This window comes from Haloarcula sp. KBTZ06, assembly GCF_048595605.1.
In the GTDB taxonomy this organism is placed as follows: Archaea; Halobacteriota; Halobacteria; order Halobacteriales; family Haloarculaceae; genus Haloarcula; species Haloarcula hispanica.
Map to the genome: position 1 here is coordinate 714,335 of NZ_CP184337.1, position 22,281 is coordinate 736,615.

26 protein-coding genes and 2 tRNA genes are annotated in these 22,281 nt (G+C 63.9%); 10 read left to right on the forward strand and 18 right to left on the reverse strand.

Annotation, left to right across the window (positions count from 1 at the left end):
- The first annotated feature begins 85 nt into the window (after window positions 1-85).
- From ACNO8S_RS03840 to ACNO8S_RS03865, 6 genes are all read left to right on the forward strand, one after another.
- Complete coding sequence (locus ACNO8S_RS03840; RefSeq protein WP_151103036.1) at window positions 86-1,099, forward strand: NAD(P)H-dependent flavin oxidoreductase; 1,014 nt, start codon at window positions 86-88, stop codon at window positions 1,097-1,099.
- Window positions 1,100-1,312: 213 nt separating this feature from the next.
- Window positions 1,313-1,675, forward strand: a complete 363-nt coding sequence (gene rpl7ae, locus ACNO8S_RS03845; protein ID WP_004593501.1) for a 50S ribosomal protein L7Ae — start codon at window positions 1,313-1,315, stop codon at window positions 1,673-1,675.
- An 11-nt stretch (window positions 1,676-1,686) separates the two neighbouring features.
- A complete protein-coding gene (locus ACNO8S_RS03850) occupies window positions 1,687-1,914 on the forward strand; it encodes a 30S ribosomal protein S28e (RefSeq protein WP_004516764.1) in 228 nt (75 codons plus the stop codon).
- A gap of 2 nt (window positions 1,915-1,916) precedes the next feature.
- The gene (locus ACNO8S_RS03855; protein WP_191449748.1) at window positions 1,917-2,282 is read left to right on the forward strand and encodes a 50S ribosomal protein L24e; all 366 of its coding nucleotides are present in this window, start codon (window positions 1,917-1,919) and stop codon (window positions 2,280-2,282) included.
- Window positions 2,282-2,746 carry a nucleoside-diphosphate kinase gene (ndk, locus tag ACNO8S_RS03860; protein ID WP_008310318.1) on the forward strand — a complete coding sequence of 155 codons (465 nt, stop codon included), beginning with the start codon at window positions 2,282-2,284 and terminating at the stop codon, window positions 2,744-2,746. The genes ACNO8S_RS03855 and ndk overlap by 1 nt, the downstream gene beginning before the upstream one ends.
- Window positions 2,747-2,812: 66 nt before the next feature.
- On the forward strand, window positions 2,813-3,070 hold the full coding sequence (locus ACNO8S_RS03865) for a glutaredoxin family protein (RefSeq protein ID WP_014039786.1): 258 nt from the start codon (window positions 2,813-2,815) through the stop codon (window positions 3,068-3,070).
- On the opposite strand, the gene ACNO8S_RS03870 is transcribed toward ACNO8S_RS03865, so the two are convergent.
- The 11 genes from ACNO8S_RS03870 to ACNO8S_RS03920 form a co-directional block, all read right to left on the reverse strand.
- Window positions 3,043-3,756 carry a hypothetical protein gene (locus tag ACNO8S_RS03870; RefSeq protein WP_014039787.1) on the reverse strand — a complete coding sequence of 238 codons (714 nt, stop codon included), beginning with the start codon at window positions 3,754-3,756 and terminating at the stop codon, window positions 3,043-3,045. The genes ACNO8S_RS03865 and ACNO8S_RS03870 overlap by 28 nt on opposite strands.
- Before the next feature lie 48 nt (window positions 3,757-3,804).
- On the reverse strand, window positions 3,805-4,209 hold the full coding sequence (msrB, locus tag ACNO8S_RS03875) for a peptide-methionine (R)-S-oxide reductase MsrB (protein ID WP_014039788.1): 405 nt from the start codon (window positions 4,207-4,209) through the stop codon (window positions 3,805-3,807).
- Window positions 4,210-4,244: 35 nt separating this feature from the next.
- A tRNA-Thr gene (locus ACNO8S_RS03880) sits at window positions 4,245-4,318 on the reverse strand.
- Window positions 4,319-4,350: 32 nt separating this feature from the next.
- Window positions 4,351-4,818: a GNAT family N-acetyltransferase gene (locus ACNO8S_RS03885; protein WP_186764074.1), complete on the reverse strand. Its 468-nt coding sequence runs from the start codon at window positions 4,816-4,818 to the stop codon at window positions 4,351-4,353.
- 86 nt (window positions 4,819-4,904) lie between these two features.
- Window positions 4,905-5,480 carry a CBS domain-containing protein gene (locus ACNO8S_RS03890; protein ID WP_050037694.1) on the reverse strand — a complete coding sequence of 192 codons (576 nt, stop codon included), beginning with the start codon at window positions 5,478-5,480 and terminating at the stop codon, window positions 4,905-4,907.
- Between the two features lie 67 nt (window positions 5,481-5,547).
- Window positions 5,548-6,321, reverse strand: coding sequence for a GTP cyclohydrolase III (locus tag ACNO8S_RS03895; protein WP_014039791.1), 774 nt, complete (start codon window positions 6,319-6,321; stop codon window positions 5,548-5,550).
- Between the two features lie 108 nt (window positions 6,322-6,429).
- A complete protein-coding gene (locus ACNO8S_RS03900) occupies window positions 6,430-6,768 on the reverse strand; it encodes a DUF7344 domain-containing protein (RefSeq protein WP_064288342.1) in 339 nt (112 codons plus the stop codon).
- A gap of 55 nt (window positions 6,769-6,823) precedes the next feature.
- Window positions 6,824-7,123 (reverse strand): DUF5785 family protein, encoded by a 300-nt coding sequence (locus ACNO8S_RS03905; RefSeq protein ID WP_004593490.1) that lies wholly within the window; start codon window positions 7,121-7,123, stop codon window positions 6,824-6,826.
- 45 nt (window positions 7,124-7,168) lie between these two features.
- Entirely contained in the window at window positions 7,169-8,431 is a 1,263-nt protein-coding gene (locus ACNO8S_RS03910; protein WP_014039793.1) for a PGF-pre-PGF domain-containing protein, read from the reverse strand.
- Between the two features lie 493 nt (window positions 8,432-8,924).
- Window positions 8,925-9,008, reverse strand: a tRNA-Ser gene (locus ACNO8S_RS03915).
- 26 nt (window positions 9,009-9,034) lie between these two features.
- Window positions 9,035-9,787, reverse strand: coding sequence for a hypothetical protein (locus ACNO8S_RS03920; RefSeq protein WP_050006899.1), 753 nt, complete (start codon window positions 9,785-9,787; stop codon window positions 9,035-9,037).
- 100 nt (window positions 9,788-9,887) lie between these two features.
- Here ACNO8S_RS03920 and ACNO8S_RS03925 point away from each other — a divergent pair, with 100 nt between their 5' ends.
- Window positions 9,888-10,430: a hypothetical protein gene (locus ACNO8S_RS03925; protein ID WP_050006898.1), complete on the forward strand. Its 543-nt coding sequence runs from the start codon at window positions 9,888-9,890 to the stop codon at window positions 10,428-10,430.
- On the opposite strand, the gene ACNO8S_RS03930 is transcribed toward ACNO8S_RS03925, so the two are convergent.
- The 3 genes from ACNO8S_RS03930 to aroA form a co-directional block, all read right to left on the reverse strand.
- Complete coding sequence (locus ACNO8S_RS03930; RefSeq protein WP_420182508.1) at window positions 10,431-11,057, reverse strand: uracil-DNA glycosylase; 627 nt, start codon at window positions 11,055-11,057, stop codon at window positions 10,431-10,433. It abuts the gene before it with no gap.
- A 1-nt stretch (window position 11,058) separates the two neighbouring features.
- Window positions 11,059-12,258: a chorismate synthase gene (aroC, locus tag ACNO8S_RS03935; protein WP_420182509.1), complete on the reverse strand. Its 1,200-nt coding sequence runs from the start codon at window positions 12,256-12,258 to the stop codon at window positions 11,059-11,061.
- Between the two features lie 94 nt (window positions 12,259-12,352).
- On the reverse strand, window positions 12,353-13,642 hold the full coding sequence (gene aroA, locus ACNO8S_RS03940) for a 3-phosphoshikimate 1-carboxyvinyltransferase (protein ID WP_420182510.1): 1,290 nt from the start codon (window positions 13,640-13,642) through the stop codon (window positions 12,353-12,355).
- A 97-nt stretch (window positions 13,643-13,739) separates the two neighbouring features.
- Between aroA and ACNO8S_RS03945 the strand changes: the two genes are divergently transcribed.
- Together ACNO8S_RS03945 and ACNO8S_RS03950 are read left to right on the forward strand one after the other, a co-directional pair.
- Window positions 13,740-14,447 (forward strand): SDR family oxidoreductase, encoded by a 708-nt coding sequence (locus ACNO8S_RS03945; protein WP_336357791.1) that lies wholly within the window; start codon window positions 13,740-13,742, stop codon window positions 14,445-14,447.
- Between the two features lie 45 nt (window positions 14,448-14,492).
- Window positions 14,493-15,359: a ZIP family metal transporter gene (locus ACNO8S_RS03950; protein WP_420182511.1), complete on the forward strand. Its 867-nt coding sequence runs from the start codon at window positions 14,493-14,495 to the stop codon at window positions 15,357-15,359.
- Window positions 15,360-15,373: 14 nt separating this feature from the next.
- On the opposite strand, the gene ACNO8S_RS03955 is transcribed toward ACNO8S_RS03950, so the two are convergent.
- The 4 genes from ACNO8S_RS03955 to ACNO8S_RS03970 form a co-directional block, all read right to left on the reverse strand.
- Window positions 15,374-16,774, reverse strand: coding sequence for a PAS domain S-box protein (locus tag ACNO8S_RS03955; RefSeq protein ID WP_050037702.1), 1,401 nt, complete (start codon window positions 16,772-16,774; stop codon window positions 15,374-15,376).
- 6 nt (window positions 16,775-16,780) lie between these two features.
- The gene (locus ACNO8S_RS03960) at window positions 16,781-18,271 is read right to left on the reverse strand and encodes an ATPase domain-containing protein (protein ID WP_129754878.1); all 1,491 of its coding nucleotides are present in this window, start codon (window positions 18,269-18,271) and stop codon (window positions 16,781-16,783) included.
- A 442-nt stretch (window positions 18,272-18,713) separates the two neighbouring features.
- A complete protein-coding gene (locus ACNO8S_RS03965; protein ID WP_050037704.1) occupies window positions 18,714-19,994 on the reverse strand; it encodes a TIGR00300 family protein in 1,281 nt (426 codons plus the stop codon).
- A gap of 62 nt (window positions 19,995-20,056) precedes the next feature.
- The gene (locus tag ACNO8S_RS03970) at window positions 20,057-20,443 is read right to left on the reverse strand and encodes a hypothetical protein (RefSeq protein WP_014039804.1); all 387 of its coding nucleotides are present in this window, start codon (window positions 20,441-20,443) and stop codon (window positions 20,057-20,059) included.
- Window positions 20,444-20,604: 161 nt separating this feature from the next.
- Between ACNO8S_RS03970 and ACNO8S_RS03975 the strand changes: the two genes are divergently transcribed.
- Window positions 20,605-22,254: a thiamine pyrophosphate-binding protein gene (locus ACNO8S_RS03975; protein WP_014039805.1), complete on the forward strand. Its 1,650-nt coding sequence runs from the start codon at window positions 20,605-20,607 to the stop codon at window positions 22,252-22,254.
- The last annotated feature ends 27 nt before the right edge of the window (window positions 22,255-22,281 follow it).

Genomic DNA, 22,281 nt, shown 5'->3' on the forward strand with positions numbered 1-22,281 from the left:
CGGTGGTGGCGGACGCGCCAGTATGGACCTGACGGTCACGGCGCTATCGAGGTACGCTTTTACCGGATCGGACATAGTCGCCGGCATGGCACCCCTCCAGACCCCGCTCTGCTCTGCGATAGGTATCGACCACCCAGTCGTACAGGCACCGGTCGGGAGCGTCTCCACACCGGCACTGGCTGCGGCAGTCGCGGACGCGGGCGGCCTCGGGATGCTGGCGATGTCGTGGCGCGACGCCGACGCGATCCGTGATGCGTACACGGCGGCCGCGAGCGCGACCGACGGCGTGGTCGGCGTCAACGTCGTCCTCGACGAGTCGACGGGCGTGCTCTCGCCGTCGGCATGTCTCGATGCGTGTCTGGACGCGGGCGCGTCGGTTGTCTCCTTCTCTTTTGGCGATGCCGAACCGTACATCGACCGGGTGCACGAGGCTGGTGGGACGGTAATGGTCACGGTCGCGAGCGCGGCCGAGGCCAGGGCGGCCGTCGACGCCGGAGCCGATGTCGTGGTCGCACAGGGTCGGGAAGCCGGCGGCCACGTTCAGAGCGACGTGACGACTTTCGCCCTGCTCCCGCGGGTGGCCGACGCGGTTTCCGTCCCGGTGGTCGCGGCCGGCGGTCTCGGCGACGGTCGCGGCCTCGCGGCGGCGCTGACACTTGGGGCTGACGGCGGCTGGTTCGGCACTCGGTTCGTGGCGACCACAGAATCGGGGGCGCACGAGACCTACCGGGAACGCATCGTCGACGCGCCCGAGACGGCGACGCGGTTCACCGAACTGTTCGACCGGGGCTGGCCGGACCAGCCACACCGGGTACTCGAAACTGATGAGGTCAGGCAGCAGGCCGGTGCCGATTCAGGTGGGGAAAGCGACGGTAACGATTCCGAACAAGTCGCACAGATGCCCGACGGCGAGCCGATTAGTCGGTTTGCTGATATGCCCCCGCTTGCGGGGATGACCGGCGATGTCGAGGCCCTGCCACACTACGCCGGGCAAAGCACCGGTCGCGCACAGGACGTCCGGCCCGCCGGTGAGGTGGTGGCCCGTCTCGTCTCGGACGCGCGGGCCGCGCTGGCCGATGCGTCGGCGGCCGCGGAATAGGCAGACCCCCCGACAGCACCCGTGTGGCGGCCTGGCACGCGATTTCGGCTTCGAAAGCGCTTTTAGGGCCGGTGGCACAGAATGGGGTACAGCCTGCGCCGAGTTGATGATGCTCCCAGCCTTTTCAGGATACACACCATCACGGTGTGACGGGCCCCGCGGCCCGGACACGGCGGGGGAGCCTGAGCTCGCGCGCAGGAGGTGAACATACAAATGCCAGTATACGTAGATTTCGACGTTCCCGCGGACCTCGAAGACGACGCCCTCGAGGCGCTCGAGGTCGCCCGGGACACAGGCGCTGTAAAGAAGGGTACAAACGAAACGACCAAGTCCATCGAGCGCGGCTCCGCCGAGCTCGTCTTCGTCGCCGAAGACGTCCAGCCCGAGGAGATCGTCATGCACATTCCGGAACTCGCCGACGAGAAGGGTGTCCCCTTCATCTTCGTCGAGCAGCAGGACGACCTCGGACACGCCGCCGGGCTCGAAGTCGGCTCGGCCGCCGCAGCCGTCACCGACGCCGGTGAGGCTGACGCCGATGTCGAGGACATCGCCGACAAGGTCGAGGAGCTTCGGTGAGGTGACCTCGGATGAGCGCTGAGGAATCCGAAAGCAGCGGTTCCACGCCCGCCGAGGTTATCGAAGTCGTGGGCCGGACGGGGATGCACGGCGAGGCCATGCAGGTCAAGTGCCGCATCCGCGAAGGCGAGAACCAGGGGCGCATCATCACGCGCAACGTTCTCGGTCCGGTCCGCGAAGGTGACGTGCTCCAGCTCCGCGAGACGGCTCGCGAGGCCGACACCATCGGAGGGCAGTAACCATGCCCCGGACACGCGAATGTGACTACTGCGGCACAGACATCGAACCCGGCACGGGCACGATGTTCGTCCACAAGGACGGCGCGACCACGCACTTCTGTTCCTCGAAGTGCGAGAACAACGCCGATCTGGGCCGCGAGGCCCGCAACCTCGAATGGACCGACACCGCCCGCGGCGAAGCCGGTGCGGTCGAGACAGAGGTTGAAGACGAAGCTGAGGAGGCGGAAGCAGAGCCGGCAGCTGACGCCGAGGAAGCTGACGCAGACGACGAGGAAGCGGCTGCGGACGAAGCTGACGCCGACGACGCTGACGAGACCGACGCGGACGAAGACGTCGAGGACGAAGAAGCCGAGGAGGCTGAAGCGTAATGTCCGAGCACGAGCGCACGTTCGTGATGGTCAAGCCCGACGGCGTCCAGCGCGGCCTCATCGGGGACATCGTCTCCCGTTTCGAGGACCGCGGCCTGAAGATGGTCGGCGGCAAGTTCATGCAGATCGACCAGGAGCTCGCTGAGGAGCACTACGGCGAGCACGAGGACAAGCCGTTCTTCGACGGGCTCGTCGACTTCATCACCTCCGGTCCCGTGTTCGCGATGGTCTGGGAAGGTCAGGACGCGACCCGGCAGGTCCGCACCATGATGGGCGAGACCGACCCGGCCGAGTCGGCTCCCGGCACCATCCGCGGCGACTACGGCCTCGACCTCGGTCGGAACGTCATCCACGGCTCCGACCACGAGGACGAGGGCGCAAACGAGCGCGAAATCGAGCTGTTCTTCGACGAGGACGAACTCGTCGACTGGGACCAGATCGACGCGCCCTGGCTGTACGAGTAACGACAGATCGGCTGTCGCGTTTTTTCGAGCACAACCACCTTGAGGGCGGCGTCCGTACCGCTCAGTATGAGCCTGACGCTCTACCAGCTCGACGGCTGTCCGTACTGCGAGAAGGTCGCCGACCGACTGGACGAACTCGACATCGACTACGACAGCGTCTGGGTCGAGGCGCTGCACTCAGAACGTGACGAAGTGAAGCGGGTCTCCGGCCAGCGGGGCGTCCCGGTGCTGGTCGACGACGACCGCGGGGTCACGATGGCCGAGTCCGAGCGCATCCTCGAATTTATCGAGACGACCTACGCGCCCGAAGCCCAGTCGGTGTAGAGGTAGCGGGCGGCCGCGCCGAGGCTCGCAAATATCAGTGGGAGGAAGAACATCAGAATCAGGAGCCACAGCACCGCTGGCGCGGCCTGTCCCTCGCCCCCGCCGTCGAACATAACTGTCCGGACGAATACGAAGCTCCCGATAAACCCAGTGACGACGTAGCCAAAGCCGATGCCGGTCCCGACGAGCGCCGCCTCTTCGAGCAGGCTGTCCGACCGGGAATCGCCGCGGTAGCGTTCGAACAGTGCGCCGACGGTGAGCAGCGAGACGATTGGTATCAGGAAATAGACGATAGGGGGGATGCTCGCGTTCTCAACACCGTACAGGACGTTCCGCGCGGCCGAGCCGTACACCTCGGCACCTGTCGCAGTCACCAGTGTCGGCACATGATGGGCGTTGTACAGCACGAACCCGTACTGGATCAGCCGGTCCGACAGCTCCTGCAGGCCGACCTCCGGCGGGCCGACGAGAAACAGCAGCGTGACGAGCAGATACTCGACAGCCAGCGTCCCGGCGGCGACGCCGGCAGCCCGGAGCCACGGAAACGTTCGGAGGCTCTCAGCTAGCAGGTGACTCTCCGGCTGTGGCTGCTCGGCAGCGGCGGTCGGTGGCTCGTCCACCAGCGACTCGTCGACCGGCGCCCCGGCCCCCTCGTTGTCCGCCTCGTCGGTCCCGTGTTCAGTCACGTCTAGCCGTATCAACTTCAATGACGGAAAAAAGGGTTCCGGTGGTCGCTACTCCGACTCGAAGTCGAGCGCCGCGCCGTTGATGCAGTATCGCTTCCCGCTCGGCTCCGGTCCGTCGTCGAATACGTGGCCTAGATGACCGCCACACTCGGCACAGACGACTTCCGTTCGCTCCATCCCGTGGCTGTTGTCCGCCTGTGTCTCGACGTTGCCTTCCTGATACACGTCCCAGAAGCTCGGCCAGCCAGTCTCCGATTCGAACTTCCTGTCGCTATCGAACAGTTCTGTCCCACAGCCGGCACAGGTGAACACGCCCTCGTCTTCTACGTCGATGAGGTCGCTGCTGAACCGCGGCTCTGTTCCGGACTCGCGGAGGATTCGGTACTCCTCGTCGGAGAGAATTTCGCGCCACTCTTCGTCGTTGTCCGGGAGTTCTCCTTCGGATTCACTCATGCGCCACCGTATGCACCCCAGCGGTAAAAACGTGAAGCCAGGGGTGGGATTTGAACCCACGAACTCTCGATTACAAGTCGAGTGCTTGGACCACCCAAGCTCCCCTGGCGCGGTTGCATACCTGCGTTGTGTGGGGACCGTTTAGAGAGTATCGTTTTCGGTCGGCTTTTCGAGCTCGATCCGGTGTGGTGCGTAGCCGTGTGCTCGGTAGAACTGTCGGGCGGATTCGTTGTCCGCCATCGCCTCCAGCGCGAGGATCTCCGCACCGTCTTCGCGAAGTAGCTCCTCCGCCGTATCGAGCAGTTCGCTACCGACTCCCTGACTCCTGTGGACCGGTTCCACGAAGATGTTCTCGATGATGCCCCGCGTCTCGTCTTGTTCGTACCGGCCGCTGTCGATGGTCACCATGACGAACCCGACGATCTGCCGGTCTATACGGGCGATACGGACGTTCTCGGCGACAACGCGCTGTACGACAGTCTCCCGGACCGCGGTCCGGTTCCGGTCCCCGAACAGATGTGACCCGTGGGTACGTTGGCTCTCCGCCAGTCGGACCCACAGGTCGACGATGGTGTCCACGTCGTCCATCGAGGCGGTGGCGATTTCCACGGTGGTGCTCCGTGTCGTACGGTCAAAACAGTTCGGCTACGCCGCCGTATCCGTCCGCTGTGAGAGGCGGGGCCGGCTGGCGTGGGTCAGACGTCACGACAGTCCGCACAGAGGAGTTGCCCGTTGAACGACGCCAGGTCCCGTGTAAACGTGCTACAGGCGGAACAGATGCCCTGATTATCGAACGAATCCTCGACGGCGGACTGCATCCCGTCGGTGGTGGCTTCCTGCCCAGTTGTCGCAACCGGCGAGGGCTGTTCGACGACGTCTGTCGACTCGCTCTCTAATCGTGCAGTCGAGAGGATATCGTGCTCAGTCAGCGTCCCGAGCGGCTCTCCGTCAGCCGTTACTAGGAGGAACTCGGCGGACCGTGTCGCCATTCGGTCCCGGGCCGCCGGGAGTCCAGCATCGGGGCCAATTGTCGGAATGGATTCACGCATCACGTCGCCGACGGTGGCAGTCTCCGGGTCACCGCCGTCGACGATGTATGCCAGTACGTCTCTGTCCGTCGCGACACCGACCGGTTCGTTCCCCCGTAACACGAGAATCGGATGCTGGTCCTCTCGGATCAGCAACTCCGTCGTTTCGAGGAGGTCGTCGGACTCGCTTGCGCCGACGTACTCTCTGTTCATAACCTCCCGCACAGTGACCTCACCGTTCATGTGTCTAAGTACCACACGACCGGTCTAAAAGATACCTCCACTACGTTTATATCGCGTGGTTCACAACTTACTCGGTTGTCTCGGTTTCGATGGTAACGGCCTCGCCAGTCGCCCGACAGGTCTCTAACGCGTGCTTGGCGTCCATCCCGGCCGTAGCTGCCGTCCGCCCGCGTCCGACACCGACTTTCAACTCTACATCGACCGCGTCACGGACGTGGTTGATTGCGTCGTGGTAGTCCGCCTCGTCCAGGTCCGGACAGACCGCGATGACGTTGTCGCCGCCGACGAAAAACGACAACGAGTCGTGGGCTTCGCGCATATACTTCATGAGCGCCGCGTACCCCTGCTCGATCTGGATGAACGTGTCGAACTCGTTGAGCTGGTCGGTGTACTTCTCGGTGGCGTCGTCGACATCGAAATGCGCGAGTTGCACGTCTGTGGGCTTCCGGAACTCCTCGTCGATCGTCTGACCGCGTAGCACTTCTCGCCGGCCCTTGTCCTGTGCGCTACCGGCCTCCTGTAGCTGCTCTGTTGCCGTTCCCAGCGCCGAGACGGGTGTCGTTCCCGTCGCGACCGAGAGGCTCATCGTCACCGGGTAGCGATTGCCGACGGACTCCTGAATGAGTGCGTGTGCCGCCTCGTCCAGTCCGTTCGTCACGGCGATCATGTTGTCGAACCGCGAGAAGAAGATGTAGCCGTCGCGGTTCCCGAACAACTGTGCGAGGTCAGCGTACAACCGGGACTGGAGCGTCTGCAGGTCGACTTCACGGCGGGGCTCAGGCGTCACAGTCCACGGCCCGTAGTTATCAATCTGTATATGGGTGATCTGGGTGTTGGTCACTGTCCATCGTTCGTTTAGAAGCAACGGGTATTGCTCTGTCGAAATTAACCGGCAGAGTGGACTGAAGGCCGGTCCGGCCGGTGTCGGACTCCGGACATGCGAGCCGATTCAACGGGGGTCAGTCGGCACCGCGTCGGGGCGCTGTATCTCGACGGTCCCGACCATCGAATCGTATGTTACGATATCTGTTGCCGTCAGTTTCGGGAGGTGTTCGGTGAACAGTTCCTCGGTGAGTTCGTCCCTGTCAGTGTCAGGGACTGCCGCTGGCTCGATGTCACGCTGGGCCGCCAGAACCGCCGCCGCGAGGTCTGCTACGACAACCGGTTCACCGCGGTCTGCCAGTATCGAGAGCGCACGACGGCGAGTGTCGTCCGACAACAGATCGGCAACAACCTCCTCGGGGAGTCCCTGCTCGGTGCGGTCGCCGCTTGAAGATGTCGTCGCCATACGCGACGCTACATCGGCCTCCCACAAGTATGTGTCGTGCCCACACACTTCGCAGTCAGGCCTGTTCGAGTCTGTACGGCCACCAGTCCGCTTCGCGCAGCGCGCGCCCGAGAGATTTGTGGAAGTCCGGGAAGTCTTCGAACTCCTCCTGATCGACGTATTCGAAGATGTCCGCCACGCTGACGACCGTCTCGTAGTCGATCCGAACCGGGTGGTCCCCGTACTGTTCGACGTATTCCTCGGCAGTCAGTGGGAAGTCCTCGTCCTCGTCGACTTTCTTCGCCAGCACAGCGTGGCCGTACTTGCGCCGGCCCTCGCTTCCTTCCTCACCGTCCGGATCGTGTGGCCAATCCATACGCGGTTCTCTGGACACTGGCACAAAAAGGGTTTCTCTCCCCGCCTACAGTTCGAAGCCGCTGTCGTTCCGGCTGCCACCCCGTCGGAGGAGCACGATGACGACGCCGAACAGGAGCAACGCACCGAGAAGTCCGCCGATGACCAGCACTGTACTGAGGCCCATGACCGTCGCCGGGAGCGGCCCGAGTCCGCCGTCACCGTCACCCGCGGGTTCGGTCTGGACTGCTGGCTCCGTTCCCGTCGGCTCTGTCTTCGGCTCGGCACCGCCGTTCTCGTCGGTCTGGAGCTGGCTCTCGGTTACTTTGATTTCACCGGCGTTGGCGTCGTTGAAGCTGATCTGGAACGTCCCCGGCGTCGTCACGACCGTCGACAGCGTCACGGTCTGTTCGGTGTCTGCCGGCACAGTCACTGAGGTCTGGTTGACGACCTCGTCGTCTACCCGCATCTGCGCGTCGTACGTGCCTGGGGCACTGCCGGCGTTTTCGACAGTCCCTCTGACGCTGACCCGATATCCGTCTGTCGCCTGTTCGCTGACGACTGACGTTCGTGTGACGGAGAACGACGGCTCAATTTTCCCGATGGCGTAGGCCGTCGTCCCTGCGGTATCCGCCTCGTAAACGATACGGTCGGGCTGCTCCGTGGCGACGGTCGTTTCGGCGGCTTTCCAGGATCCGTTGATGCGATGATACACGCGGACATCCTGTGGTGCTATTCCGGCTGACTGGAGTGTTGAGCGGTCCAGCGCGAACTGCATCGACGACGGCTCGACGCCGTCCGACGACCCGACAGTCACCACACCGAACACCGATGCGTCGTCACCGGACGGTACCGCAAGGTCTGCCGCGCTGGGATCAGTGTACTCGGTCACGTCCTGCGTGAATGCCTGCCGTGATGCGTTGACCGTCCAGGACTGGACGGCAAAGGATCGGTTCGTTTGTTCCGATACGTTCAGTTCGTAGGGTTCGTTCGTCGGGACTGTCCCACCGCGTATCTTGAGCTGCCGCGTAGTCGAGTCCGTACGCGTTGTCTCGACTAGTGCCGGCTTGACCTTGACTCGCCCAGCTGATTTCCCTGGGCTCTGGACCTTAATCCTGTACGTTCCGGGGGCATCGAACTCCAGTGCCCGCGTCCGCTCGACCGACGAGTCGGCGTCGACGACCACCCGTTCGGTCGCTCTAGTCGTGCCGTTTACTACGTACTCGATACCCATCGCACCGCCCGAACTGCCGGTGTTATGGACCGTTGCGGTAACGTTTACTGATTCACCGGCCAGTATCGTGTTCGCGTCTTTCGACGCGCCGGACACGAACAGACTCGGTTCAGCAACAGCGGGGCCCGCTACCGTGGCTGCGAGGAGGAGAGAGACGACACAGACGATTGGGAGGCCCGGAAGATGCTGTCTTGGGGACCTATCTTCACGTACCATTACACGGATATAATCCGGACCACCGACATAAAACCGCCCGATTGCTTCGATTCGGTAAACTGTGCCTACACATCGGAAGGCAGCGAATTCTGTCCACCTCTTCTGTAGGCTCTTAGACTGGACCGAACGTTGCTGTAGTTGCATTCGAACCAGAGCAAGACGGTCGCACTCACTGTGTGCGCTGCGACTTGCAGGGTTCAAACCGCCAGTACATACCGATGGCTCCTCGCGCATTTGCTCGGAGCAATACGGTGGGACTGGGATTTGAACCGAGCCGAGACGGTCCTGCTCACGCCGTTGCGAGGGCTGCGACTCGTCGGCTTCAAATCTCAGCTGGTGTACTTGCCACTCACGGTTTGTTCGTGGCAAAATACGGTGGGACTGGGATTTGAACCCAGGAATCCGTGAGGATACCTGCTTTCAAGGCAGGCGCAATAGGCCGCTCTGCCATCCCACCGCAGTCGGGCATACTGCGTGGGCCTTCTAAGACCTGTCGGTCTCTCGGACCACGGTCGGCTCGCCGTCGTTGTCGACAACACGGATTCCGAGGTCATCGAAGAACGTCATCGTCCGTTCCGGTACGACCCGACCAGCTCGGTTCCGGGCGCGTAGCAGCGGAACCATCGTTTTGAGATCCGATTGCGTTTCGAGGACCGGCGTTGACGGGAGAAAGTCCACGTCGAGGCCGGCATCCGCGGCGCGCTCGCCGATGGTTTCGACCGCCGGGGTGGCGTAGCTGTCCTCGAAATCTATCGGCTCACCGAAACCCGCGTAGTAGACACGGCCGCCCTCAGCAGGGCCGAGTACCACGCCGCTGGATCGGAGTTTCATCGCCGCGCTGTCGATGAGTTGGCGGTTCAACAGTGCCGCTGTCGGTTCGACGGCGGCGACGGTTGCGACGTCTTCCCGGTTGAGGAGGTGTGTGACAGTGTTCCCGACCCGACCGGCGAACGTCGAGCCGACCTGTACCTCGAACCGGGCGTTGCCCGGTGATTCGAGGGCCTCTGTCACTGGCTCTCGCACCGCGGTCTCGGGGTCTACGCCGTCCGGGACCTGCTCCGAGGCACGGTAGTTCACCAACAGCTCGGCCCCGCTGATCTCCACCGCACGACAGACGTCGAGCAGCATGGCTTCGTACAGCTTGGCCGCCTCGGCGTCGTCCAAGAGGTCGCCCGCCAGGTCCTGTAACACGAACCCTTCGACTGGCGGATCAGCCAGTACAGTTACCGTAGTCATACTGTCTTCTCGGCCCGACTGTGATTAGTCGCTTGTGTTCCGACGCAGCTACAGAACAATTATAAGATGTGAGCAGTATTTGATAACTAAGAGAAACTATATGGAGCAATCCCAGACCTACAGATGTGACGGATGTGGGTCGGAGTACCGGGTTCTCGGGGAGCCACGACCCAAGATCGTATGCCGCGACTGCGAACGCGAGGCCACGTTGTCCGGGACTGCGGCGGCACAACGGGCGTACCATATCGGCTACACGCGGTATCGCGAAGCGCGCCGGCAGCTATCCGACGCGCTAGCGACCGTCGAAGACGGGGAGATGGCGCTCGCTCGCGGTGGGTTCGACAGTGCCGCGTCGGACTTCGAGGAAAGCGTCGAGGAGTTCACGACGACTGTTCGCGAAGCGGACGACGACTCGCTGACCGAGTTAGCGGAACGGGCGCGCAAGAAAGCGACCTGTCTCTGGCAGGCCGCCGAGTGGCTCAGCGGCATGACTTACGCCAGCGAACAGGGCGAATCGACACAGGCGAGCCAGTACCGCCACGACGCCGAAAACCGGCTACAGGCGGCAACTGAGTACGGGACAGTGTCGAGCCCGGAAGAGTTGCTCCAGACCGCTGAGACCGAAGTCCAGTCCGATACCTGACTACCGCCCGCGTCGGCCCTTCGTCTGCCGGTAGTCCTGTCCGAGCGTCTCGCTGAGGTGCTCCAGAAACGCTGTCCGTTCCGCATCGGTCTGTTCACTCGGCGGCATCATCGGAAGGATCTCGAATCCCCGACCGCGGATCGTCGTCGCGTGCCGGTCCTCGATGTCGAGTTCGTCCTCGCTCATCGTCGTGTATTCGAAGGCTAACTCTTCGAGGGGACGCTGGCCGACCGGTAGCAATATCTCGGGATTTATCATCCGTATCTCGCTGTTGAGATACGGTTCGCAGTTGACGACCTCTTCGTCGGTTGCGTCCCTTTCGGGATGGCGACAGCGGGTCACGTAGGTCAGGAAGGTGTTCTCTAACTGCGGCCTGTCGGCGTCCGGGTCCGAGCACATGTCGACTGCGGCGAGGATGTCGAGCAGTTCGCGCTCACTCTCGTCGGTGAACGGGATGCCGGACTCATCGGCCCCGGCCGCAGGCGAGTCGCCGAGGACGATGAACTCAGCGCCCACGTCCCCGTAGCCGTGGACGACGTTCTCTCGCGTCTCACACAGTGCGGGGCAGTTCTGGCACTCCTCGTCCATCCCGAACGGGTTCGACTTTGACTCCTGATGTGCGTCCATCTTACTCGTCGTCGATGGTTTTCGCGTGGGTGTCCGCGTCCTCGGGGTCGTTCTGTGGGCTGGACGGGTGGTAGTCGGTGTCGTACTCGCCCGGTCGGTCGTCGAGCCGGTCGGGGTTGATGCGGCCGCCGAGCAGCATGAAGTCGAGGACCGTACAGGCCAGCATGGCCTCGACGACCGGGACCGCCCGCGGCGGCAGGACCGGGTCGTGGCGGCCGGTGACGGTAATTTCCTTGCCTTCGCCCGTCTCCCAGTCGACCGTCTTCTGGGTCTTGGGAATCGACACCGGCGCGTGCCACGACACCTCGCCGTAGATTGGCTGGCCGGTCGTGATGCCCCCCTGGATGCCGCCGTGGTCGTTGCCGACAGGCGTGGGGTGGCCGTCCTCACTAAACTCCCAGTTCTCGGTGTACTCGCTGCCCTTCGTCGTCCGGGCCTCGCGGCCGATGCCGTACTCGAAGTCGTTGACCGCCGGAATCGAGTACATCGCCTGGCCGAGCCGGGACGGGAAGCTATCGAACCGTGGCGCGCCGAGGCCGGACGGGACGCCGCGACATTCGAAGTAAATCGCGCCGCCGATGGAGTCGCCCTCCTTCTGGTGCTTGTCGGCCAGGTCGCGCATCTCCTTGGCCGCGTCGGGGTCGGCACAGCGGACCTCGTTTTCCTCGCTGTGTTCGAGCATGTCCTCGAAGGTCACCGGGCCGGCCTCGACGTCGCCGATCTGGCAGACGTGGGCCTTGATCTGGACGTCGTAGTCGGACTGTTCGAGAACCTGCTTGGCGACGCCGCCGGCGGCGACCCAGTTGACGGTCTCGCGAGCGGAGGAGCGACCGCCGCCGCCCCAGTTCCGGGTCCCGAACTTCGCGGAGTAGGTGTAGTCGCCGTGGGACGGTCGCGGAGCCGTGATGAACGGCTCGTACTTGCCCGAGCGGGCGTCCTTGTTCTGGATGACCATCCCGATAGGCGTGCCCGTCGTGTACCCGTCCTGAATCCCGGAGTTGATCGTCACCTTATCCGGTTCGCCCCGGGAGGTGGTAATCATCGACTGGCCGGGCTTGCGCCGGTCGAGGTCTTTCTGTATCTCTTCCGCTGAGAGTTCGACACCCGCCGGGACGCCGGAGACGGTACAGCCCATCGCCTCCCCGTGGGACTCGCCGTAGGTCGTCATGCGGAACAGACGACCGAACTCGTTGCCGTTCATTACAGTGGTGTCGGGGTTGGGGGCATTTGAACCTTGTAGATGTGGCCGGTGCTTGTCCCGCTATAGGCGACGATAGCGTCGGTATCCCCGCTATCTACCGCTCGACGGCCGCGCCGAGCGAATCGAGCACGTCGAAGAAGTCCGGGAAGGACACGTCGACGTGTTCCGCGCCGGTCACAGTTGTCTCGCCGTCGGCGACGAGGCCGGCGACGGCCAGCGACATGATGATGCGGTGGTCCGCACGGCCCTCGACGGTCGTGCCGACGAGGTCGCTGTCAGCGCCGTAGACGAACAGTTCGTCCTGGTGTTCCTCCACCTCAGCGCCCATCTTCGTCAGTTCTTCAGCCATCGCGCTCACGCGGTCAGTCTCCTTGTACCGGACGTGCTCGGCGTCGGTAATTCGGGTGACGCCGTCGGCGGCGGCCCCAAGCGTCGCGATGGTCGGCAGGAGGTCCGGCGTGTCTTCGACGCCGACCTCGATACCGGTTAGCTCGGACTGTGTGACGGTGATTTCGCCGGTTTCCTCGTCCCAGTCGAGGTCGGCCCCCATCCGGTCGAGGATGTCGACGATGGCGGCGTCGCCCTGAGCGCTGGGGAACGCCGACGTGACGCGCAGGCCGTCCTCGGCGGCGAGCGCACCGGCCGCGAGCAGGTAGCTCATCGACGAGAAGTCCCCGGGGACGTTGTAGTCGCCGCCCGCTGGCGTGTAGGACTGACCGCCCTCGACGGTGAACCCGTTATCTGTCTTCTCGGCGTCGACGCCGAAGTCCGCCAGCACCTCAAGCGTGATGTCGACGTACGGCGACGATTTCAGCTCGGTCGTCAGATCGATGTCGACGCCGTCCGGCGAGACAGCGCCGGCCATCAGCAACGCAGTGATGTACTGCGAGGACACGTCGCCGGGGATCTCGACCGCACCGCCGTCGACGCCGCCGCCGACGACCAGCGGGGCCTGGCCGTTCCGGCGAGTCGATTCGGCGTCGCCGTTCAGTTGTCCGATGGCATTGAGCAGCGGCCCCTGGGGGCGCGACCGGAGTGAGCCGTCGCCAGTTAGCACCGCGAGATTGTCCTGCAGCGCGGCTGTGGCGGTGACCAGCCGCATCGTCGTCCCGCTGTTGGCACAGTCGATAACGTCGTCCGGCGTCCCCGGCCGGCCGTCGAAGCCCGTGACTTCGACCGTCGATTCGTCTTCAGCGAGCGAGACGCTGCCGCCGTAGGCCTCGACGGCGCGCATCGTGGCTTTCGTGTCTGCGCTCACGAGCGGGTCGCGGACGACCGCGCCGTCGGCGTAGCCCGCGGCCAGCACCGCCCGGTGCGTGTAGCTCTTCGACGGCGGCGCTTGCGCCGTCCCCTCGACCGTCGATTCGGCAATCGTGATGTCCATGCCCGGTCGGTAGCGGGCGTTCGACAAGAGGCTACCGCTCTCTCACCCCACCGACGGCGGGAGCAACGACCTTGTGGCTGGCAGCGGTACCACCGCTATGGTCCCAGCGATGGACGGCGCGACCGCTGTCGTCACGGGTGCGAGTAAAGGTATCGGCGAGCAGATAGCCCACGCGGTAGCGGGTGCGGGCGCACATACAGTCATCTGTGCTCGCGACGCGGAGGCCCTCGAACGTGTCGAAGCCGATATACGGGATGCAGGCGGCTCCGTGACCGCGATTCGGACGGACGTGCGCGACGAGTACGACGTAGAACGACTGGTCGAAACTGCGACGCGGGAGGGGAACGGTGCGATACAGTACGTCGTCGCCAACGCCGGCGTCTACCACGGAATCGCCGGCGAGACACCGCTCACCGAGGAATCCTACGCCGCATTCGACGACCACCTCCGGACGAACGCTCGGGGCGTGTTCTCGACGATCCGCGAAGCCGTCCCACACCTCGGTCCGGACGCCCGCATCGTCGTCCCGACGGGCGTCGTCGCCCGCGAAGGGATGCCCGGCTACGGCTCCTACGCCGTCTCGAAGGCCGCCGCGGAGGCTGTCGCCCGCGGGTTCGCCGCCGACCTCGACGTCCCGGTCGGTGCAGTCGACCCCGGACAGGTCGCAACGGACCTCTCCGGCGACGGCGGACGCGACCCGGAATCCGTCGCCGAAATGGTCCTCTGGGCGCTCCGGGACGCTGACCCGTCAGCACTGGACGGCGGCGTCATCGACTGGGGCGACTATCGGTCGGCGACCCGGTGACCGCCACCGATGGGTTTATTAGCAACAGCCCAGTGATTGTAGATAATGTCTATTAACTCGAACTCAATTTTTAATAACTCTGGCCGAATCTCCACCGCCGGCATCGCGAGTGTCGTCGGCCTGGTGATCCTGTCCGGCGTCGCAGTCACCGGCGGGGCGAGTAAGGTTCTGGTCATCTCCTGGGTCGCGTTCGTGGCAATGGCACTGGGCGCGTGGCTTGGGGCGCGGGCCGATGAAACGAACCCCTACCGACTGGTCTGGGGCTACGGGCTCGCGAGCGGGGCGATGGTCACCTCGGCGGCCATGTTCCTCGTTCCACAGGCGATGGGACTGGGCGGCCAGGCCGGCGCAGCGCGTATCGGCGGCGTCGGCATCGCCGCCGGACTGGTCACCGGCTACGGCACCCACACTATCGGCCACCGGCTGACCCACGTCGAGACTGCCTTCGACATGACGACGCTTGCCATCGCCGCCCACGCCCTCTCGGCCGGCCTGGTCATCGGGCTGGTCTACGCCTCGATGCCCCAACTGGGTATCCTGCTCGGGCTCGCTATTGTCTCACACAAGGGACCGGCCGGCTACGCTGCTGCCCGGCGGCTCGGACGCAGCGGCAAGTCCGCCACCGCGCTGTTACTCCCCGCGGCCGGCGTCGGCCTGACGGCGATCCCGTCCGCGCTCCTGCCGGTCCCGGAGTCCGCCCTTCTCAACGCAGTTATCTTCGGGTTCGCCGCCGGCATCTTCCTCCACGTCGCGATGGACTTCCTGCCGAACTGCGAGGCCGGCAGCGAGATCGACGAGGTCTGTGAACTCCACGACCACTCCCACGACCTGCTCGACGAACTCCGTACGCACGCCGTCGCGTCGACGGTGGTCGGCGCTGCCGTCATCGTGCTGGCGTGGGTCGCCATCTGAACGCGTGTTCGTCGTCACCGCACGGGCATAGTCACGGACACACTCGTCCCGTCGGTATCGACCCGGATGTCGATATCGCCACCGACGTAGCTGACGAGCCAGTACGCGAACCACAGCCCCAGCCCGGACCCGTGTTCGAGCGGCTTCTCTTCCGCCGCCTCGATGACCCGCCGCTCTTGATCCGGGACCCCTGGCCCGTTGTCCACAATCGTCACTGTCGCTGTCGAGTCGTGGCGCTCCGTCCGGACGGTGACCCGCGGTGCCGATGCGTCGGAGTGCTTGATACCGTTCTCGATGAGTTCCTGCAACGCTGGGACTACCTTTGCATCTATCGCGGACGACGAGACGGAGTCGCTCTCGACGACGAACTCGGCGTCGGGGTATGCTGCGGCCAGCCCGTCCGTGATGTCACTGAGGACGTCTTCGAGTTCGCGCTCGACATCGTCGGTAAGCGAGTCCGCGAGCAGTTCCTGTACGTGGTGCGCTTTCTCGCTGATGTCGAGCAGGGACTGCACGTTCGCTTTGATCGTCTCGAGGTGGTCGAGAGCGGCGTCGTCATCCACTAACTCTGACAGAATATCCGCACGTCCACTGATCGTCGTTCCGTTGTTCCGGAGATTGTGCCGGAGAATCCGATGGAACACGGTGAGCTGTTGCTCGCGCAGTCGGCGACCGGTGATTTCGTCCTGCATCCCGACGAACCCCTGGATCGTCCCGTCCGCGTCCTGAATCGGGGCGATGGTCTGGTTGATGATGAACCGCTCGCCGGACTTGCGCTCGTTTACGATCTCGCTCGTCCAGACCTCGCCGCGACAGATCGTGTCCCAGAGCCGTTCGTAGAACTGTTCGCTCTGTTCACCGGACTTGAGTATCCGCGGTGTTCGACCGATTGCCTCTTCGGCGCTGAATCCGGTGAGTTCCTCGAACGCCGGGTTGACGTACTCGATGACGCCGTAGGTGTTCGTTATCAGAATCGCGTGGCCCGCATGCTCGACGGCGTTCCTGAACCGCCGGAGTTCGCTGTTTTGTTCTCTGAGGTCCGCAACGAGGTCCTCGGTGTGGCTGCGCCGGGCGAGGAGGTTCGCGATGGTTCGAAAGAGCGCCTGCGTGTCCAGCGGCGCTGTCATGATATCATCGACGACGAGTGGCTGCTCGGCCGCGTCGATATCGGGCAGGTCAATCCTGACTGGCGTCCCCTCACGACGCACCAGAATCACGGGGCAAAACACCGGATCTGCCCGGTGTTTGTACTGCTCTATCGACTCTCTGTACTTCGGAAACGACGACTCGTCGACGATGTGGAGGTCGACTTCCCGGAACTCGTCGTCCGTGATCGGCGTGTGGTGTTCGGCGACGACGGAGGCGAGTGCCTCCCGGTTGCCGTCGCCGGCCAGCAGTAATTGGACGTCGGCCATCGGTGGTTAGCGAGTGGATGAGCGTCCGCCGCTGTCTCCATGCTGTTCGGGCACGCCCTCGAACACGCCGTGCATCCCCGAGACGGGGTCGCCGACCTGAAGGCCGTCGGCGGTTATCTCGAACCGGCGGGGGACCGCCTCGAACCCGCCGACGCGCTTTTTCAGCGCGCCGACGACTCGCTGGAGTTCGCCCCCGACCTCGATGTAGTTCTCGAAGACGATGTTGTCGGCGAGGTAACTGACGTTCTCGCTCGTGGGTTCGTGAAGCCCCGTCACGTCCCTACGCTGGTCGATCAGGATCACAGCGGTGTTCCCGCGCGTGAGATGCTGTGTCAGGGCGTGGAGCCGCCGACGCAGTTCCACGTCGTCCTGTCCGTGCTTGATCGCGTTCTTGTAGCCCGCGATGCCGTCGATAACCACGAGTTCGGCCCCGCGCTCCGCGGCCTGTGTCTTCACGCGGTTCGCGAACTCCTCGGGCGACATCGCCAGCGACTCGATCTCCTCGACGAGAAGTGTCCCCTCGTCACGCAACTCCGAGAGCGGTATCCCGAACGTCTCACAGCGGTGTGTGAACGTGTCGATGGATTCGTCGAACAGGTAGGCAAGCGCCGGGGACCCGTCTGCCGCTGCGGAGGCCAGGAACTCCGTCGCCGTCGTCGACTTGCCGACGCCGGAGGGGCCACTGAGAATCGTCACCGTCCCGCGTTCGAGTCCGCCATCGAGGAGCGAGTCCAGTTCCGGCACGCCGGCGGAGAACTGCGTGGGGTCGAACGACCGCGTCCGCTGTTCCGGTTCGAGCGCGGGATACACTTCGACGCCGGATTCCCGGATTTCCATCCCGTGTGAGCCGTCCTGTTGGCCGATGCCGCGATGCTTGCGCAGTCGAATACGCCGACCCGCCTTCTCATCGCCGTAACTGAGCGAGATGATGCCGTCACTGAGCGACCGAAGCTGGCTGTCCATCTGATTGCTCGGCGTCTTGGTCGCCAGCACGGTCGTCTCCCTGTCTTGCAGAAAGCGCGCGAAAGAGATGATACGCTTCCGAAACTGGTACTCGGTCGGTTCGAGATACTGGAAGTGTGTGATCGGGTCAATGAGGACGCGGTCCGGGTCGACCCGCTCGATAGCCTCGCGGATATCCGAAATCAGGTGGCCGTCCTCGACGTCTCTGGGCTTGACCACGTCGTACGATTCGGCCTCCATGAAAAACTCCGAATCGGGGCCGACATCCAGAAACGTCGCATCGGCGATATCGATGCCGAGTTCGGCAGTGTTCGCCAGTAAATCGGCAGCCGATTCTTCGGCGTGAATGAACAGCACGTCGTCGCCTGCTTCGAGCCCCGCTTCGAGAAACTGCGTGCCAAGCAGTGTTTTCCCGGTCCCGGGCGGTCCGATAACGAGATAGAGCCGCCCTTCCACAAGCCCGCCTCTGAGAAGCGAATCAAGGCCTGAGATCCCGCTGGAAAGCCGCGTGAACTGCCGCAAAGGAGAGGGCATAGAGAGAGTATCGGATGGCGGGTAATAAGCATCTCGCGAGAACGCGGGCGTGACAACCGAGGACACGAAACACCGATTCGCGTCTCCTCGCTCTTTCGACTAACGTGAGCGAAAAAGCGACCACTCGCGCTGCTCGTGGTCGTCCTACTCCTCGTCGAGCAACTGCTCGGCCAGAATCGGGACGAAGGTCCGCAATCCACCTTTTTTACCCTCGGGTGTGCTCCCAGTGGTCGCACACCGCTCGGTAAAAAACGTGGGTGAAAAAGCGACCACTCGCGCTGCTCGTGGTCGTCCTACTCCTCGTCGAGCAACTGCTCCGCCAGAATCGGGACAAACGTCCGCAATCCACCTTTTTTACCATCGGGTGTGCTCCCTGTGGTCACACACCACTCGATAAAAAACGTGGGCGAAAAAGCGACCACTCGCGCTGCTCGTGGTCGTCTTACTCCTCGTCGAGTAACTGCTCGGCCAGAATCGGGACAAAGGTACCGATATCGGTGACCATCCCGACCGCCTGCGCGGAGCCACGGTCGAGGAGCTGTGTCACCGTCGCGGGGTTGATGTCGACGCAGACGACCCGCGTCGTCGAGGGGAGACAGTTCCCGACGGCGACCGAGTGCAGCAGCGTCGAGAGCATCAACACCATGTCGGCCTCGTGGGCCTGCTCCCGGATGGCGTTCTGGGCCTCGACGGCGTCGGTGATGGTGTCCGGGAGCGGGCCGTCGTCGCGGATAGAGCCCGCGAGAACGAACGGCCGGTCGTTTTCGATGCATTCGTACATCACGCCGGAGCCGATGGTGCCGGACTCGACGGCCTCCTCGATGCCGCCCTCGCGGATGACCTCGCTGATGGCGTAGATGTGGTGCTTGTGGCCGTGGCGGGGATGGTCAAGGCTCTCGGTGTCCATGCCTAGCGAGGTCCCGTAGATGTCGCGCTCGATGTCATGGACGGCGAAGCCGTTGCCGGCCGAGAGCATATCGACGTAGCCCTCCCGGACGAGGCGGGCGAGGTCCTCGCGCGCCCCGGAGTGGATGAGGGCTGGCCCACAGACCGCCATCACTTTGCCACCCTCCTTTTTCGTCTCTTTGATGGCGTTCGCGATCTTGCGGATGGTCGACTCCGAGGGCCGCTCGGAGGAGACGCCGCCCTGCATGAAGCCGAACGCGCCGCCCGAATCGCGGGGCCGCTCCGGCGGCTGGACCTTGATGCCGGTTTCGTCGGTGACGACCATGTCGCCCTCCTCGATAGCGTTCAGGACCTTGGTGTAAGCTCGGGGGTAGTCTCTCGGTTCCTCGTCGTCACCGTTCGACTGTTCCGAGGCGCGGTGCGCTTCGCCATCTTCGACGACCACGGCGCAGTCCATCTCCATGTCCTCGACCTCGATCCACTCGCCGCTGTGGCGGATGAACGTCGGGTGGTTCGTCGTCGAGTAGAACCCGTGCGGGACGACCTGGTCGTCGGGTGCGGGGACGAGCGTGGCGTCTTTCGGGTCCGAGGGGTTGACGCCGTGCTGGTGGAGTTCGTGAACAATCGACTGCAGTTGGTCTTCGTCGTCAGCCTCGACGAGCATCCGGGCGTAGGACTCCTCGTCTTTGTGACGGCCGATATCGAACTCCTGAACGGAGAAGGAGCCGCCCAGATCCATGATGATGCCGAAACAGGACTGCATCATCCCGGAGTCGATGATGTGGCCCTCTAGTTCGACTTCGCGAGAGACGGTCATGGCCAAGACATGGAGACAGGTGTGTAAGACGGTTTTGGGTCTGCACCACTCCGGCGACCCGGCTACCGCCCGTCAACGTGTCGTTGCACGGCCCACGACTCTCCCTCGCTGGCCTCACGCAGCCGCTCGAAGAACCGCTGTAGCCCGTCGGACTCCGTGGTCGGCAGGACGTGCAGTCGGACCGTCCCGTCGCGGACGGCGACGCGGAACACGTCGGTCGTCTCCTCGTCGCGGACCAGCCACAGCGGCATCGGCAGGTCGTGGAAATCACCGTAGCGGTACGGTCCGGCCTCGAGGATGTCGACGACTGTCTCGGCGAGTTCCGGCGTCGACCGCTCCCGATCCGGGATAAGTCGGAACTCCGTCCCGCCCTCGTATTCGACCCCGCTCCCGTGGGGAAAGCGCCGCTGTGGGTGTGCAGGGATGCTGAACGGGGGGTCCGTGGTCATCTGTCACGTAGTTGGGCGCTTTCGGATTTAAATTCGCGGGCCATGCAGGGCTCGATAGTACAACCGCCCCTGCGTCTGTGGCGTCGATCCGACGCGGTCTAGCATGACCGGTGGCGAACTAAAGTCATGAGAGTGAATTGTCTTCGGAGTGAGGAATCAGTATGCGCGTTAGTCTGGCGGTGGTAGACCGTCTCGTCGCGAACGGCATCGATACCGTCTTCGGAATCCCGGGGAAGCAGTCCCTCCCGCTGAACGAGGCCATCGGCAAGCGAGACGACATCCGTTTCGTCGTGGCACGGCACGAAACTGCGGTCTCACATCAGGCCTGGGGCTATGCAGAGACGAGCGGGCAGATAGCGAGCACTGTTGTCGTTCCCGGTCCGGGCGATATGAACGCGATGAACGGCCTGAAAAACGCGCTGAACGACTGCACGCCGCTGGTGCACTTCGCCATCGAAACCGAGCCGGCGCTCCGGGGCGGGGATGCGATTCACGAAACCCCGCCGGACACCTACGACAACGTCGTCAAAGAGAACATACTACTGAAGAACCCCGAGACGACAGCGGCGACGATTGACCGAGCGGTACAGATCGCTAAGACACCTCCGAAGGGGCCAGTCAGAGTCGGACTCCCCAAGAATTACTTGCAGATGGACGTGCCAATCGCTGGTGCAAGCACACCTTCGGCTCCGTCCACCAGCACCGTCCCGGAGCAGGCGGTTGCGGAAGCCGCTGAGCACCTGCTCGCGGCCGAGATGCCAGTTATCATGGCAGGCGGTGGTGTGCGAGCGTCGGGTGGGACGGCGGCGCTCCGAAGCCTCGCCGAGCGACTTGACGCGCCCGTCGTGACGACGTACAAAGGCAAAGGCGTGTTCCCGGAGGATCACGACCTCAGTGCCGGTGTCCTGAGCGGGAGTGCAAGCCCAGAGCTACTGGACTGTCTCGCCGACTCCGACGCCGTACTCGCCGTCGGCTCCGACCTTGATGCACACGGGACACGCGGGTGGTCCGTCGAACTACCTGAGACGCTCGTTCACGTCACGATTGACGCCGACGACCTCGGCACGGGCTATGACCCGACTGTCGGCATCCTCGCAGATGCCGCGGACGCGATGACGGCGGTCGAGAACAAAATCGCGGCGGCTGATACCGCTCCTGCTACGAAGGCGGACGGCACCGAACGCGCACAGGCTGTCCGCGATGCTACTGCGCGTCGTATCGAACCGCTCGTGGATTCGGAACCACCGCTCACCTCCGTCCATGTGCTGCAAACTCTCCGGGACGCAGTCCCTTCGGATGCTATCACGGCCGTCGACGCCGGGGGGTTCCGCGTCTGGGCGCTGAACACGTTCGAGGCGTACGGGCCGCGCAGCTACGTCAACCCCGGGTCGTGGGCGACGATGGGAACCGGACTGCCGTCGGCGATTGGGGCACAGCTAGCCAATCCGGACACGCCCGTCGTCGCGTTGACCGGTGATGGCGGCCTCATGATGTGCGTGCACGAGCTCCACACTGCGGTCGCCGAGGACCTCCCGATCACCGTCGTCGTCCTCAACAACGACGATTACGCGATTATCAGTGAGGAGGCCGGCCGGAGTTACGACCTCGACCACCAGGCGTACGGATGGGACACGACGCCGATTGACTTCGGAACTGTCGCTGCCGGAATGGGGATGGAAGCCGTGCAAGCCGACACGCCGTCCGAAATCCGCACGGCGGTTCGCGAGGCGGTGCAGACGGACGCGCCGACGCTCGTCGAGGTCAGGACCGACCCGACGGAGCCACAGGCGAGCGAGTGGATGAGCGAGTAGTGGATTTATCCAGCGGGAACGCCAAAA

Coding starts and splice junctions, on each gene's coding strand:
- aroC (WP_420182509.1), bottom strand. CDS start 12,258: ATGAACGGCAACGAGTTCGGTCGTCTGTTCCGCATGACGACCTACGGC.
- ACNO8S_RS03920 (WP_050006899.1), bottom strand. CDS start 9,787: ATGACTACGGTAACTGTACTGGCTGATCCGCCAGTCGAAGGGTTCGTG.
- ACNO8S_RS03930 (WP_420182508.1), bottom strand. CDS start 11,057: ATGGACGCACATCAGGAGTCAAAGTCGAACCCGTTCGGGATGGACGAG.
- aroA (WP_420182510.1), bottom strand. CDS start 13,642: ATGGACATCACGATTGCCGAATCGACGGTCGAGGGGACGGCGCAAGCG.
- ACNO8S_RS03955 (WP_050037702.1), bottom strand. CDS start 16,774: ATGGCCGACGTCCAATTACTGCTGGCCGGCGACGGCAACCGGGAGGCA.
- ndk (WP_008310318.1), top strand. CDS start 2,282: ATGTCCGAGCACGAGCGCACGTTCGTGATGGTCAAGCCCGACGGCGTC.
- ACNO8S_RS03945 (WP_336357791.1), top strand. CDS start 13,740: ATGGTCCCAGCGATGGACGGCGCGACCGCTGTCGTCACGGGTGCGAGT.
- ACNO8S_RS03855 (WP_191449748.1), top strand. CDS start 1,917: ATGCCCCGGACACGCGAATGTGACTACTGCGGCACAGACATCGAACCC.
- ACNO8S_RS03905 (WP_004593490.1), bottom strand. CDS start 7,123: ATGGATTGGCCACACGATCCGGACGGTGAGGAAGGAAGCGAGGGCCGG.
- ACNO8S_RS03900 (WP_064288342.1), bottom strand. CDS start 6,768: ATGGCGACGACATCTTCAAGCGGCGACCGCACCGAGCAGGGACTCCCC.
- ACNO8S_RS03925 (WP_050006898.1), top strand. CDS start 9,888: ATGGAGCAATCCCAGACCTACAGATGTGACGGATGTGGGTCGGAGTAC.
- ACNO8S_RS03950 (WP_420182511.1), top strand. CDS start 14,493: ATGTCTATTAACTCGAACTCAATTTTTAATAACTCTGGCCGAATCTCC.
- msrB (WP_014039788.1), bottom strand. CDS start 4,209: ATGAGTGAATCCGAAGGAGAACTCCCGGACAACGACGAAGAGTGGCGC.
- ACNO8S_RS03840 (WP_151103036.1), top strand. CDS start 86: ATGGCACCCCTCCAGACCCCGCTCTGCTCTGCGATAGGTATCGACCAC.
- ACNO8S_RS03975 (WP_014039805.1), top strand. CDS start 20,605: ATGCGCGTTAGTCTGGCGGTGGTAGACCGTCTCGTCGCGAACGGCATC.
- ACNO8S_RS03970 (WP_014039804.1), bottom strand. CDS start 20,443: ATGACCACGGACCCCCCGTTCAGCATCCCTGCACACCCACAGCGGCGC.
- ACNO8S_RS03965 (WP_050037704.1), bottom strand. CDS start 19,994: ATGACCGTCTCTCGCGAAGTCGAACTAGAGGGCCACATCATCGACTCC.
- rpl7ae (WP_004593501.1), top strand. CDS start 1,313: ATGCCAGTATACGTAGATTTCGACGTTCCCGCGGACCTCGAAGACGAC.
- ACNO8S_RS03890 (WP_050037694.1), bottom strand. CDS start 5,480: ATGAACGGTGAGGTCACTGTGCGGGAGGTTATGAACAGAGAGTACGTC.
- ACNO8S_RS03850 (WP_004516764.1), top strand. CDS start 1,687: ATGAGCGCTGAGGAATCCGAAAGCAGCGGTTCCACGCCCGCCGAGGTT.
- ACNO8S_RS03865 (WP_014039786.1), top strand. CDS start 2,813: ATGAGCCTGACGCTCTACCAGCTCGACGGCTGTCCGTACTGCGAGAAG.
- ACNO8S_RS03960 (WP_129754878.1), bottom strand. CDS start 18,271: ATGCCCTCTCCTTTGCGGCAGTTCACGCGGCTTTCCAGCGGGATCTCA.